Source organism: Anoxybacillus sp. J5B_2022 (assembly GCF_026847645.1).
Lineage (GTDB): Bacteria > Bacillota > Bacilli > Bacillales > Anoxybacillaceae > Anoxybacteroides.
The window spans coordinates 15,760-27,987 of sequence record NZ_JAPSMC010000039.1 but is presented as its reverse complement, the minus strand read 5'-3'; the positions used below and the strand labels follow the sequence as shown (position 1 = coordinate 27,987).

At 44.7% G+C, this 12,228-nt stretch carries 22 protein-coding genes; 6 read left to right on the top strand and 16 right to left on the bottom strand.

The genetic code is table 11. The annotated features are described in order from the left end of the window. The first annotated feature begins 95 nt into the window (after positions 1-95). Positions 96-527: a GNAT family N-acetyltransferase gene (locus M4I42_RS11440; protein ID WP_268852297.1), complete on the top strand. Its 432-nt coding sequence runs from the start codon at positions 96-98 to the stop codon at positions 525-527. 24 nt (positions 528-551) lie between these two features. Here the strand turns inward: M4I42_RS11440 and M4I42_RS11435 are convergent, their stop codons facing one another. After that, the gene (locus M4I42_RS11435; RefSeq protein ID WP_268852295.1) at positions 552-722 is read right to left on the bottom strand and encodes a hypothetical protein; all 171 of its coding nucleotides are present in this window, start codon (positions 720-722) and stop codon (positions 552-554) included. A gap of 111 nt (positions 723-833) precedes the next feature. Between M4I42_RS11435 and M4I42_RS11430 the strand changes: the two genes are divergently transcribed. Then, positions 834-3,038 carry a UvrD-helicase domain-containing protein gene (locus M4I42_RS11430; protein ID WP_268852294.1) on the top strand — a complete coding sequence of 735 codons (2,205 nt, stop codon included), beginning with the start codon at positions 834-836 and terminating at the stop codon, positions 3,036-3,038. 13 nt (positions 3,039-3,051) lie between these two features. On the opposite strand, the gene M4I42_RS11425 is transcribed toward M4I42_RS11430, so the two are convergent. The 3 genes from M4I42_RS11425 to M4I42_RS11415 form a co-directional block, all read right to left on the bottom strand. After that, positions 3,052-3,306 carry a stage VI sporulation protein F gene (locus M4I42_RS11425; RefSeq protein WP_066323323.1) on the bottom strand — a complete coding sequence of 85 codons (255 nt, stop codon included), beginning with the start codon at positions 3,304-3,306 and terminating at the stop codon, positions 3,052-3,054. A 110-nt stretch (positions 3,307-3,416) separates the two neighbouring features. Beyond that, entirely contained in the window at positions 3,417-3,545 is a 129-nt protein-coding gene (locus M4I42_RS11420; RefSeq protein ID WP_268852293.1) for a YjcZ family sporulation protein, read from the bottom strand. Between the two features lie 70 nt (positions 3,546-3,615). Next, positions 3,616-3,852, bottom strand: a complete 237-nt coding sequence (locus tag M4I42_RS11415) for a hypothetical protein (RefSeq protein WP_268852292.1) — start codon at positions 3,850-3,852, stop codon at positions 3,616-3,618. A gap of 109 nt (positions 3,853-3,961) precedes the next feature. Here M4I42_RS11415 and M4I42_RS11410 point away from each other — a divergent pair, with 109 nt between their 5' ends. Beyond that, entirely contained in the window at positions 3,962-4,276 is a 315-nt protein-coding gene (locus M4I42_RS11410; RefSeq protein ID WP_268852291.1) for a thioredoxin family protein, read from the top strand. 69 nt (positions 4,277-4,345) lie between these two features. On the opposite strand, the gene M4I42_RS11405 is transcribed toward M4I42_RS11410, so the two are convergent. From M4I42_RS11405 to M4I42_RS11355, 11 genes are all read right to left on the bottom strand, one after another. Continuing rightward, positions 4,346-4,516, bottom strand: coding sequence for a hypothetical protein (locus M4I42_RS11405; protein WP_268852290.1), 171 nt, complete (start codon positions 4,514-4,516; stop codon positions 4,346-4,348). Between the two features lie 18 nt (positions 4,517-4,534). Next, entirely contained in the window at positions 4,535-5,395 is an 861-nt protein-coding gene (locus M4I42_RS11400; RefSeq protein WP_268852289.1) for a DUF421 domain-containing protein, read from the bottom strand. 12 nt (positions 5,396-5,407) lie between these two features. Beyond that, complete coding sequence (locus tag M4I42_RS11395; protein ID WP_268852288.1) at positions 5,408-5,614, bottom strand: DUF1657 domain-containing protein; 207 nt, start codon at positions 5,612-5,614, stop codon at positions 5,408-5,410. A gap of 11 nt (positions 5,615-5,625) precedes the next feature. Further along, complete coding sequence (spoVAE, locus tag M4I42_RS11390) at positions 5,626-5,982, bottom strand: stage V sporulation protein AE (RefSeq protein ID WP_268852287.1); 357 nt, start codon at positions 5,980-5,982, stop codon at positions 5,626-5,628. Positions 5,983-5,984: 2 nt separating this feature from the next. Continuing rightward, positions 5,985-6,995, bottom strand: a complete 1,011-nt coding sequence (gene spoVAD, locus M4I42_RS11385; protein WP_268852286.1) for a stage V sporulation protein AD — start codon at positions 6,993-6,995, stop codon at positions 5,985-5,987. Then, positions 6,992-7,474, bottom strand: coding sequence for a stage V sporulation protein AC (gene spoVAC / locus M4I42_RS11380; RefSeq protein ID WP_268852285.1), 483 nt, complete (start codon positions 7,472-7,474; stop codon positions 6,992-6,994). Before spoVAC ends, spoVAD begins: the two co-directional genes overlap by 4 nt. A gap of 12 nt (positions 7,475-7,486) precedes the next feature. Then, positions 7,487-7,957, bottom strand: a complete 471-nt coding sequence (locus tag M4I42_RS11375; RefSeq protein WP_268852284.1) for a YhcN/YlaJ family sporulation lipoprotein — start codon at positions 7,955-7,957, stop codon at positions 7,487-7,489. Positions 7,958-8,033: 76 nt separating this feature from the next. Further along, positions 8,034-8,237 carry a DUF1657 domain-containing protein gene (locus tag M4I42_RS11370; RefSeq protein ID WP_268852283.1) on the bottom strand — a complete coding sequence of 68 codons (204 nt, stop codon included), beginning with the start codon at positions 8,235-8,237 and terminating at the stop codon, positions 8,034-8,036. 115 nt (positions 8,238-8,352) lie between these two features. Continuing rightward, on the bottom strand, positions 8,353-8,556 hold the full coding sequence (locus tag M4I42_RS11365) for a holin (RefSeq protein WP_268852282.1): 204 nt from the start codon (positions 8,554-8,556) through the stop codon (positions 8,353-8,355). 20 nt (positions 8,557-8,576) lie between these two features. Then, positions 8,577-8,777 (bottom strand): hypothetical protein, encoded by a 201-nt coding sequence (locus tag M4I42_RS11360; protein ID WP_268852281.1) that lies wholly within the window; start codon positions 8,775-8,777, stop codon positions 8,577-8,579. A gap of 346 nt (positions 8,778-9,123) precedes the next feature. After that, positions 9,124-9,576, bottom strand: a complete 453-nt coding sequence (locus M4I42_RS11355; RefSeq protein WP_268852280.1) for a hypothetical protein — start codon at positions 9,574-9,576, stop codon at positions 9,124-9,126. Positions 9,577-9,763: 187 nt separating this feature from the next. Here M4I42_RS11355 and M4I42_RS11350 point away from each other — a divergent pair, with 187 nt between their 5' ends. Both M4I42_RS11350 and M4I42_RS11345 read left to right on the top strand, forming a co-directional pair. Beyond that, on the top strand, positions 9,764-10,480 hold the full coding sequence (locus tag M4I42_RS11350; RefSeq protein ID WP_268852279.1) for a hypothetical protein: 717 nt from the start codon (positions 9,764-9,766) through the stop codon (positions 10,478-10,480). A gap of 105 nt (positions 10,481-10,585) precedes the next feature. After that, positions 10,586-11,350: a hypothetical protein gene (locus M4I42_RS11345; RefSeq protein ID WP_268852278.1), complete on the top strand. Its 765-nt coding sequence runs from the start codon at positions 10,586-10,588 to the stop codon at positions 11,348-11,350. Between the two features lie 32 nt (positions 11,351-11,382). On the opposite strand, the gene M4I42_RS11340 is transcribed toward M4I42_RS11345, so the two are convergent. Then, positions 11,383-11,733: a DUF1360 domain-containing protein gene (locus tag M4I42_RS11340; protein ID WP_268852277.1), complete on the bottom strand. Its 351-nt coding sequence runs from the start codon at positions 11,731-11,733 to the stop codon at positions 11,383-11,385. Positions 11,734-11,897: 164 nt separating this feature from the next. Here M4I42_RS11340 and M4I42_RS11335 point away from each other — a divergent pair, with 164 nt between their 5' ends. After that, the gene (locus tag M4I42_RS11335; RefSeq protein ID WP_268852276.1) at positions 11,898-12,191 is read left to right on the top strand and encodes a hypothetical protein; all 294 of its coding nucleotides are present in this window, start codon (positions 11,898-11,900) and stop codon (positions 12,189-12,191) included. Positions 12,192-12,228: the final 37 nt, after the last annotated feature.

Here is a 12,228-nt window from a genome sequence, read left to right as displayed (position 1 = left end):
AGCATGCAAGCACATTATTGATTGAAAGGAGGAAGGGTGATTCCTCCCCGACTTTCGCTCTCGCTTAGAAGTCGGGGTCTCCTCGCCCGATGATGATGAAAATTGTATTTGGGAAAAAAGAAGAGGAAGCACTTTATCAAGACGCCCTTTATGTGCGCCGCCTTGTATTTGTCGAAGAACAGCACGTTCCGGTGGAAGAAGAGATCGATCATTTCGAAGACGAAGCGATTCATTTTGTTCTTTATGACGAAACGAAGCCGGTCGGAGCCGGAAGATTGCGCCTGCTTGATGAAGCAACCAGCAAAATTGAACGGATTTGTGTGCTGCATGACTATCGAAAAAAAGGCATCGGCCGCCTCCTCATGGAGCATATCGAACAAGTGGCGAAGCAACATGGCGCAGCAAAAGCGAAATTGAATGCGCAAACCCACGCTGAGCCGTTTTACAAAAAGCTCGGCTACGAAACGATTTCGGACGTGTTTCTGGATGCCGGCATTCCGCACGTGACGATGGTAAAAATACTTTAGGACCGTATCAGTGTGATACGGTCCTTATACGTATTTGTCCCATTTTTGTTTCTTTACGATGTGCTCTGCTTTTTTGTGCTTTTTCTTTCGCTGCAGTTGCTTGACAACAAGATGAGGATCCCGAGCAACGCCAGTAACAGCCGCAACCGAAAAGCAAACGTCTACTTTGCGCGCGATCGGCCAGTGCACTTGCATCAACAGCCCCCCTTTTTCATAAAATTCGCTTTCGGGCAAACAAATCCTTTTTTCTTATCGTATGTTTTTGTTATGATGGACATTGATCGAAATGTAAAAAGGAGTTTTGCGATGGAACGGGCAACGTACAAAAGAAGAATTATTTCGCTTTCTAGTCTAGCGCGCGAAAAATATGAAGCCGTATACGAAGCAGCATTACGTGGACAAATCTCTTGTCTCGCCTGTGGCAAGCCAGTCAAACTATATTTAGGCATCCAACAACAGCCTCATTTTTATCACGACGAGCCAACCACTTGCTCTTTTTCTCTCACAAACAAGCAGCAATATTGGAACATGCCTATCGCTTATCAGCCACTTGCTCCTTTTCGGCAAAACAAACGAGAAGAAGCACGCGAAGAAACCGGCTATCTTCGCACGCTTGTCGAAGTGGGCGTTCCGCTTGATGAAGCTCAGTTGCAAGCGGTAAAAACGACAGAGGGACCGCTGCTCGTACTCGCCGGAGCAGGAAGCGGCAAAACGCGCGTCTTAACGGCAAGAACCGCCTATATGATCACTGAAAAACGCATCCCGCCGTCAGCCATTATGCTCGTCACCTTTACAACAAAAGCAGCACAAGAAATGAAAGATCGATTGTTGACGTACCCAGGGATGCATCCGACTGCTATTTCTCAGCTTGTGACCGGCACGTTCCATAGCATTTTTTACCGCATGGTCGCCCATTTTGACCGCGAGCGCTGGCAAGCAAACCGCCTGTTAAAATGGGAATGGCAGCGGGAACAAATGATTAAAGAAGCGGGGCGTGAGATCGGGTTAGATAAACGGCAATTTGCGTACGACCAAGCGCTCCAGCAAATTTCGTATTGGAAAAATACGCGCACGACCGTTGACCAGATCAAAACAACGGGACAATGGGAAGCGCAAACTGCTTATTTATACAAGCGGTACGAAGAAATGAAGAAGGCACAAGGGCTGTTTGATTTTGACGATATGCTCGTTGGCTGTTATGAAATGCTGTTGGAACATCCAGCACTGCTTTCACGCTATCAAGAGCGATTTCGCTATTTTTTAATTGACGAATTTCAAGATATTAATCAAGTGCAATATGATATTATCAATCTGTTATGCGCACATACGCGAAATCTTTGCGTCGTCGGGGATGACGACCAATCCATTTATTCCTTTCGTGGCTCGGATCCGTCATTTATTCTTGAATTTGACCGACATTATCCTGAAGCAAAAATTATTACGCTGTCGGAAAACTACCGTTCGTCCCATAGTATCGTTTCACTCGCAAACGCTGTCATTTCGCGCAATCGCTCGCGGCGTGCGAAGCAAATGAACGCCCAGTTTACCGTGGACGAGCTGCCGCTTTTCTTTTTTCCGTACGACGAGGAAGAGGAAGCAACGATGGTCGTGGAAGATATAAAAGAACGCCTTCAGCGCGGTGCAAATCCTGCTGATTTCGCCGTATTATACCGCACGAATGCCGCCTCGCGCGCCATTTTCGAACGGCTCGTGCAGTCGCAATTGCCGTTTGTGCTCGCAAGCGACGGAGAATCATTTTACGAGCGCCGCTTCGTCCGTTATTTGCTCGCTTATTTGCGGTTAAGCCTCGACCCGAACGATGAGGAAGCGATGAACGATTTGCTCGTGTCGCTTTTTTTAAAACAAACGCTTTTGCAAGAATTAAAAGCGATCAGCATTCTCGAAGATTGCTCGCTCGTTAAGGCGCTCACAAAACTTACTAACGTTCAGCCGTTTCAACGCAAAAAACTAAAGACGATCGTCCCGCTCTTTAAACAGCTCGCCAAATTAAAACCGACCGAAGCAATAGAACTGATCGAAACAGAGATGGGCTTTTCCGAATTTATGAAAAAACGTGGCAATGAAGGGAACGTGATGGAAAGAGGGGCGGATGATGTACGCGACGTCAAAGTAGCCGCAAAAAAATTTAAAACAGTTCACTCCTTTCTTCGTCACGTCGACAAAATGATCGAAGCTGCGAAGCACATCGAGCAACATCGTCACGCCATTCAACTATCGACGATCCACCGAGCAAAAGGATTGGAATACAACTACGTCTACATATTAGGGGCGGTCGAAGGAAGCATCCCACATGACTATGCGCTCGAGGCCAATCGGAACGGAGATCCGCTTCCATTAGAAGAAGAGCGCCGCCTATTATACGTTGCAATCACACGAGCGCAACACGGCGTCTTTCTTTCTATCCCGTCACAGCGGCGGCTAAAATCTGCTTCACCGTCCCGTTTTCTAAAAGAATTTATCGCTAAAATAGCCGAGGGAGCTCAAAGATGACGCTCCCTCGGCGTTATTTTTTATTAATCATATTGGCAATCGTGTTGAAATCGAGCTGCTTGCCGTTTTGAATAATCGTTTGAACAATTTTATCTTCTAATTCTTTCGGCACTTTTCGGTTGGCGATTTGCGCCACGCGCTTAATCACGCCGCGAACGGTTTGCTCGTCTTTAAAATTCGCGTGCTGAAGCGAATTTGCTAGTTCTAAAATATCTTTCATATTGACGCCTGTTTTCTTTTCGACGTTCTTAAAAAATTGGTTATCCATCATGTCAGCCTCCCTTATTTTACTAGCGTATGAAAAAACGCCGCATGAGTGCATGAAAGCAAGAAAAAGTACGAGCTGTCTTTGATGAAACAGCCCGTACCGTTCCTTCCTTAACCGACGAACGCAGCACCAACAATAATTAACAAAATAAACAACACGACGATTAGCACGAATGTAGAGCCGTAGTATCCACCGCCGTATCCGTAACCACCATATCCGTATCCGCAATATCCAAACATTGCTTTGCACCTCCTTGCACGTTGGTAGTGTTATCGTATGCGCGTATTTGTGAAACGGTATGGGCGGTCGCTAGGAAAAATAGCGGAAAAGTTGCTCTAGTTGCTTTTCTTTTTTGCGGAACCATCCGTCAATCTTCGTTAAGTCGCCATTCACTTCTTTTAAAAATTGGCTGTTCACTTTTTCGATTTCCTTCATTTTCTTGTCAAACTCCGTTCCCCATTTCTCGATCCGTTTTAAAAATTGATCATGCCCTTCTTGCTTTGATTTCGCTACTGCTTCTAACGATTTTTCCAACTGTTTACTCATCTTATCACCGCCTTTCTACTATGGTGTATGACAAAAGCAGACAACGTGCCAAGGCGGATGAAATATGATACAGTAAAAACGTATACAGTAAACAAGGAGGAAGTAGAAATTGAAGGAATTACAAACGGCAGAACAGTTTCATGAAGCGATCTCGGGAGACAAACCGGTGATCGTGAAATTTTATACGACATGGTGCCCGGATTGTGTACGAATGGACATGTTTATTGACGACATCGTCCGTGAATATTCGCAATACGATTGGTTTCAAATCAATCGCGACAATGTGCCGGACATCGCCGAAACGTATCAAGTGATGGGCATTCCAAGCTTGCTCATATTCCAAAACGGAGAGAAAATCGCCCATCTTCATAGCGCCAATGCAAAAACGCCAGAAGAAGTGAGAGCGTTTTTACAGTCGGTATAAAGAGCGCCTAGGAAAAAGCGCATTGCCTTTCACTGCATAAAAAAACAGCCGATGTATCCGCATCGGCTGTTAATAGTCAATGTCTTCAAAATCTTTCGGTTGATGGGTTAGGTGGTCGTCTTTGTTGATCCACTCGATCGTCACTTCTTCGTCTGTCGTATGCGTAGGTTTTCCCTCTGTTTTTTTCTTCAACGATACTTTCATTTCCTCATCGGTCGTTTTCGTCGGTCGCTTTTTCATCCATCGTTCCTCCCTTAATTAATTTTTTAGCAATGGTGCTACTCTTCCTAACAAGTCGTTCAATTTTTTCGCATTTTTCTCATACATTTGTTTCGCTTCTTCCGATTGTGTTTCTAGCGCAAATAGCTCGAAATCAGCTTGCACTTTTTTGATGGCAGCAAGCAAAAACTCTTTGTCTTGCGGTTGTTGCGCTTGAATTTTATCATCGTATAAATCGACGGTAAGCTGTCCGTAAGAATCGACTTGCGCTAAAAAGACGTTTTCGATCGCAACCCCTTGTTTATCCAATTCCGCTTTCAACCAGCCGCGGCTTAAGCCAGCGGTCGCAAGCGGCTCGTCCAAAATTTTCCCGTCCATTACAACCGTTTGCGGTTCTTTCTCGGAAGGAGGATTCGGGAATACGTCTCCGACGGCCAGCGGTTGTTTTTCACGTTTTAACAAAACGTTCAAATCTCCGTTCGGTTCCAACACCGCAAATTCGACATCCGCGACGCGAAAGACGTCTTTTTTCCGCAGCTGCTCCATCAGCTCGTCAATCGTATATTTTTCCTGCTTTAAATTTTCTTCTAATACTTTGCCGTTTTTAATGAACACCGTTGAATTGCCTTCCACAAAATCGCGGAATTTTTTGTTGCGCAACGAAATATGCGAAATAAGAACTGGAAATAATGACCAAATTAAAATACTTGTGATTCCCTCTTGCAAATTAATATCAAGATCTGTCGACATCGTTCCGGCGATATCACCGACGGTAATTCCGACGATATATTCAAAAAAAGACAATTTCGATAATTGTTTTTTTCCTAAAATCCTTGTAATAACAAACAGCCCGATTAAAATGGAAACGGATCGGATCGCTGCTTCTAACCATATCGGCATCGGTCATACACCTTACTTTCCATGATATTGCGGTTCCTCCCGCTCCAGCTGGCTAATGCGTTGTTTCACATCGACAATGATTTCTTCCGTCAACATCATCGCCTCATGAAACGTCCGCTGCGCCTGTTCATCCGCTGAAGAAAGGGCAAATTGCTGGAAGGTTGCATGAATGCTTTTTAAACTTGCCAAACTTTGTTTCACTTGAGAAGCAACGGTCATCGTCTTCCCCCCTATCCTTTTGGTCGGAATAACAAAGCTCCGATAAATCCGAACACAATCGCAGCGGAAATGCCGGCGCTCGTCACTTCAAACATGCCTGTTAATACGCCGATAATGCCATGTTTATCGGCTTCCTGTAGCGCTCCATGAACGAGCGCATTGCCAAAGCTCGTAATCGGAATCGTCGCACCAGCACCAGCGAAATCAATGAGCGGCTCATATAAGCCAAACCCGTCCAAAATCGCACCCGCCACTACCAAAATCGTTAACGTATGAGCAGGTGTCAAATGGAATACGTCCATCATAATTTGTCCGATGACGCAAATAAGGCCGCCGACAACAAACGCCCAAAAAAACATCGCCATCATCTTTACTCACCTCCGTACTCAATCGCCACGGCATGCGCAATGCACGGAATCGTTTCATTTTGTTGAAACGTTAGCGGTGACAATAAAGCCCCGGTAGCAACGACGAGCATGCGTTTAAATTCCCCTTGCTTCATCCGATTCAGCAAATGACCGTAGACAACCGTCGCAGAACAGCCAGCGCCGCTCGCGCCTGCTAGTACTGGCTGATCTTCTCGATAAATGAGCAGACCGCAATCTTGATAGCGCTCTTCTTCGATTTGCAAGCCGTGTTCACGCAACAAATCAAGCGATATTTGGCGGCCGATTTTGCCTAAATCGCCCGTGACAATTAAATCGTAGTACGAACTATCGACTTGCATGTCGCGCAAATGCGCTTCAATCGTATCGACCGCAGCGGGTGCCATCGCCCCGCCCATATTAAACGGGTCGCTTAGCCCCATATCGACGACGCGGCCGATCGTCGCCGCCACGATGCGCGGTCCTTCCCCTTCACTGCTCACGAGCGCCACACCAGCGCCGGTTACTGTCCACTGGGCGGTCGGTGGTTTTTGTCCACCGTATTCGGTCGGATAGCGAAACTGTTTTTCGACCGCGGTATTATGGCTTGAGGCACCGGTTAAGATGTATTTTGCTCCGCCGTGATTGACGATAAACGCGCTAAGCGCCAATCCTTCCATGGAAGTTGAGCAAGCACCGAATACCCCGAGGTACGGTGCACCAATCGTTCGCGCCGCAAAATTCGATGGCGTCATTAGATTAATTAAATCGCCGGCAATGATAAATTGAACGTGCTCTTTCGTAATTCCACCTTTTTCCATCGCTTTAAAAAAAGCTTCCTCGAGCAGTATTTTATGCGCCTTCTCGTATGATTCTTCCCCAAGCCAAAGGTCTTCATGCAACAAATCAAAGTCATCGGCAATGCGCCCGGTCGCTTCAAACGGCCCACCGACCGTCGCTGTTGCAGCGATAACCGGCTGATTTTCAAACACCCATGTTCGATGTCCTTTCATCATCCGAGCCCACCCCATTTCACGGCGATCGTTTTCACTAACGCGACAACAAAGGCGGTAAACGTTCCAAATAAAATGACCGAACCGGCAAGTTTAAACATGTTCGCTCCGACCCCTAAAACAAACCCTTCGGTTCGGTGTTCGATCGCTGCGGAAATGACCGCATTTCCAAATCCAGTGACCGGTACCGCCGTTCCTGCCCCGGCAAATTGGGCGATCCGGTCGTAAACACCGAATCCTGTTAAAATCATCGACAAAAAAACCATCGTTGCGACGGTCGGGTTCCCGGCAGTCTGTTCGGTAAAATCAAAAAAATACATATAAAAATACGAAATGGCTTGCCCGATCGCACAAATGAGTCCGCCAATCAAAAAGGCGCGCAAACAATTTTTCAGGACCGGTCGCTTCGTTTCTCGCTCCTTTTCAAATAAATGATATTCTTGTTGTACAGGTGTTAAATTTTTTCGCTTTTCGTTTGCCATATTGTCACCTCTTTATGTGCGCTCTTCGCTTAGCCGTTTTAACTGGTTGATTTGTTGATTAATCTTTCGTTCGCTCATATGGTCTTTTTCGATCTTCCCACGTAGTTCATCTGTCTTCCAAAATAACTTTAAATCGCTAGAAATAGTAACATCGTGGTCTGGAAACAATAGTTCAAGTTGCTGTTGAATGTCTTTTGCGATTTGTTTCATGCGAAACCGATCCATTTGTTTCACTTGATAGGCGAGCAACAGCTTGCGGTTCGTACTGACCGCCACAGCATCGCGAATCTCGTTGCGCGCTTTTACTTGTTTGACCGCTTGTTCAGCAACCGACTGGCTCTCTTCATGCGATCGCGCCGTTCCATCTGTGCTGAGCGAGATCATATTTTCTCCTTGTAACGACTGTTTTTGCACTCCCGGTTCTCTCGCACACCCTAACAATACGAATCCGATGATTATTATTCCAATCAGCTGTTTCATCATCCGCTATCAATCCATTCGTGTTATGTAGTTTATCAAAAGGCCGAAAGGTTGGTTCAGAACCAACCTTGTAACGCCTTTATTGCTTATATTGCGGCTCCTCGTTTTCGATTTCTTGGACCCGAGAGTTAATTAAGTCAACAATAGCTTGTGTTTGCTGAGCTGCTTGCTGATAAATTTGTTTCGCTGCCTTATTTTCTGTTTGCAAAGCGAACGTTTCAAAGCTTGCTTGCGCTGATTTTAATCCGGCTAATGTTTGCTTCACTTGTGATGCTACGGTCATGATCAAAACCTCCTAATAAAATTGATTACAATTGTTAGAATGGATTGTACGCTGAAAAATATGCCTTCCATTTTTTACTTAAAAAAACTGCCCCTTATTTGAGGCAGTTTTTCGCTTATTCTTTCTTTTCCACTTTGTCTAAATAGCCGCGGCCGAGCGACGGATTATTTAAAATGCCGGCCATGACTAAAATACTTAAAAACGCATCATACAGCCGTTCGTATTTACCTAAATCAACATCGACACCGAACGTTTGCAACGCAAGCACCATAAAAGAGCCAATGGCTAGCCAAAGCCCGTAATTTTTAAATCGTTCCATGCTTCCACCCCTGTTTTTCGTTAAATCCACGAAAACGGTTTTCTTCCTTCATTTTCGTCGGACTCGTTCATTTCTTGCATCTCCTCTACCTCTTCAACACGAGCGCGACGCGAAGAAAACCATGGATCGTCAATGCGTCTTTTTGGCACAATCACAACATCATCCGCATGAACAATTAACTTATCGACGTGAATGACACGCGCCTTTTTATGTTCTGACATGTTCACTTCCTCCTTCGTTATAGAAAGGTTTGCATTGTTAGACTATGCATTTATCTCAATAGTGGTATAGGCGTTTTTCACAAAAAAAGGATTATCTTTTCCGATAATCCTCTTCACTCGTTACTTTTTTTTAATCAGCTTTCCGCAACCGCAGCCGCCTTTTTTGCTTTTTTCCGAAGACGATGAATACAGAGGATAGGCCTTCGTTCCGCTAATGACAACCGGTCTTTTCCCGTTCATCTTTTATCCCCTCCATGTGTAAAGTTATGACTTATTGTATGACGGAACAAAGCAATTGGTAACGGTCAAGTTCCCATTTCAATACGTGGAAAGCGGAGAAAGATGGCTACTCCTCTTCTCCACTAAATGAAAACGGGCTAGAAAGCGATGACGGTTCGCTTTTTTCATGTTTGGCGATCGCATTTTGCTGCCGCAATGTATGCAGAAACCAACTTTCGTTCTCTTCTGCACCTCTGTTCGGTCGAGATTGCATCAACTGCCGTTCCAATTCCGCTTTTTCCCGTTTGACTTTTTCTAGCTCTTCATAACGTTGCTCGCTTTGTAAGGCAAGTTCTTTTAAAATGATGTTTTCCGCCATGACGGCTTCGACTTGCTTTGTTAACTCTCTTACTTTTGTTTCCGCTGTTTCGAGCGATTCTTTTAATCGCTCGTTTTCTCGCTGAATAGCACCTCCGTCCCCTTCGGCTTGCGCCTTCGCCTTATAACGTGCTAGCTCGGATTGTAAATAAATAATTTTTTGCTTCAAAAGCACAATATCGTCTGCTTGCTTTGCTTTCACGTATAATCCCCCTTTGCAAAAGTTTTCTAATTACAACAAATTCAACCGTACGACCTTTTAGACCAAAAAAATGAAATTTCCGCTTTTGTCACGGCACATTTACCTAACTTTTTCATACTATACAGTAGTCCTAACACCCGTAGGAATTTATTTCAGCGGGAAAAATTTTAAACAGGAGGAAAGAGTTATGGGTCACTCTCATCATAAAGAAAAAGTATGCATTAAGACTCGTAAAGTGTATGACTGGGTTACGCGTCAAGTCGATGTGCCGCTTAGAAGCTTTTCTAATAGCGAATTAGAGGCGATCTTCCCAAAAGACAAATGCCCACGAAACCATGAAAGCATTTGTGACTTCTTCACATCGAACGGGATGAACCCACACGACTTCACGATTCGTTGCTTCTTATCCGATGAAGACGGCAATCGAATTGATCCAGTCGTCGATAACGACGCGCTCATTTGCCAAGAAATTATCCAACCAAATGGCCGTCAACCAGTTACCGTCACGCTCCCATCAGGTGATGAAGTCACGTTGCAAAAAGTAAAAGTGCTTGTCAAAGGGCATGTAGTCGTTCAAGTAGTGAATGCGAACGGGCAAGTCGTTTGTGAATCGGATGCTATTCCGTTTGCAACTGCACAAACATTTATCTTATGCGCTCCAGAAGGAACGACGCTCGACTGCCACATCTCCTTCTTTGAATGCGATGCTAGCCTTATTTGCACAAACAACTTCTCGCAACTAGACGTTTCCATTACCCTTTGCTTAGAAGTGCAAATGGAAGCAGAAGTGAAAATCGAAGTCGAAGCTCGTTTCTGTAAACCGCGCGAAGAAATTTTAGAAGCAACGCTTTGCCCAGCCGACAAATTCCCACCACAATGCCCAGAAGTATTCCCAAGTCACTAAACTTCACGAGTTAGGCTGTTGCCGAACACAACAGCCTTTTTTGTTTTTTCTATTCGTATGAAATACAGCTTCGTACATATATATAGCTGTAAAGGAGGGGTACAAATGGGACAAAAACCCCCAAACCACCATATTCAGCTCCAGCAAAAACTAATTTATTACCGTGCGGAAATCGCCAAATACGAACAACAAGTAAAAGCGTTAGAAACGGAATTACAAAAAGAAAAACTGCGCAACGAATTTTTGCTCGAAAAACTGCATGACGTAGAATCTGTATATGTCGAACCATATGAAAAAAAAATTGCCGAGCTCGAGCAACAATTATTATCGTACGAAGTCGCGCTAGAAGAAGCAGAACGACAAATTCAGCACTTAAAAAAATTAAAATATACCGTGCAAGAAGAGAAAAAACAAGCGGTCGTTAAAGCGCAAGCCTTATTTGCGTATTCCACTCTCCTTCCCGAAACACCGGAAGAAGAAACGCTCGTCATCGGCGATTTTATTATTCAAAATATCGGGACAGAAGCGCTGCAAAACTTGATCGTCTGCTTGCGCGTCCGACCGAAAATGGAGGCAGAATTGAGCGGAAAAATCGCTACCTACTCGACTCGGCACGACGATCCGGACTCTATCGAATGGATATTTGCCTATGAAAACTGGCGTGAACGAATCAAAAACGATGGCGAATATTGGATCAAACCAATTCACCTAAACAAATTGCTGCCGAACGAAGAATTGCGGCTAGCCAATATGCATATTCGCATCAAAAAAACGGCAAACGCCCCTTCCACCGTCATTGATGGATTTGTTTATGGCAACGAACTGCCGAACGGCATCGCCTCTCTTAATAGTATTATTATCAACACGTGACCTCTCCCGCTGATCGCTAGGAGAGGTTTTCGTTAGAAGAGAAGTTTTTGCACAATTGTTTCTAAAAAAGCAGCGCAGCCGGCAATCGCTAAAACAAATACAAGCGGTTCAAATACGGCTGGCCAGATCATATCGCCGGCGTACAGTAACGCCGCACACCATATTCCTGTACACCAATAGCAACTTAGCAATTCCCCGATCCATTTCCTCAGCCCCTTTCCTTTAACGACAAGAAACGTTTCCGTCGTTCCGTCCGGCAACGTTTCTTCTACTATTTCATGAAACGGTTTGCGGATAAACGAGGTAATCGCATCATAGACGAAAAGCCTCGTTAAACGAAAACTTGCAAGCGCAAGCACGAAAAAGAAAAATGGACTAGACATGCTATTCTCTCCTCTTATAGTCGTTTTATCCATTATATGTAAACACCACATCCTGTTTTCCCATTTTATAAAATCCCCTCGTTTTAGGCGTTCGTCTAGGTCATTTTCCCAACGTTTCATATGATACAGTAGATACGTTCACGATCTAGAAAGGAGTGACAATCATGTACAGCGTCTTTGTGCACACGAAACCGCTCAAGAAAAAAACAAGTTCTACAAACAGAGCGATTATGTTGCAACTGCAACAGTTGCTGCCGGGAACAGAAATGAATGTGCACACAGCAAAACAAACGTATTATAACGCTATTTTTCAATCGTTCAATCCGAGAAAAGGGACGGTGACATTATTAACAGACCAGTTTTATCCAAATGACGGGAAAACGATCACCGTCCACATCGAAGAGATCACATCGCTTGATACACCGTCTTCCGCCCGTTCAGACGACGAAGAAGAATAACGGAAGAACCAGGTATTCGCCTGGTTTTTTACGTCTA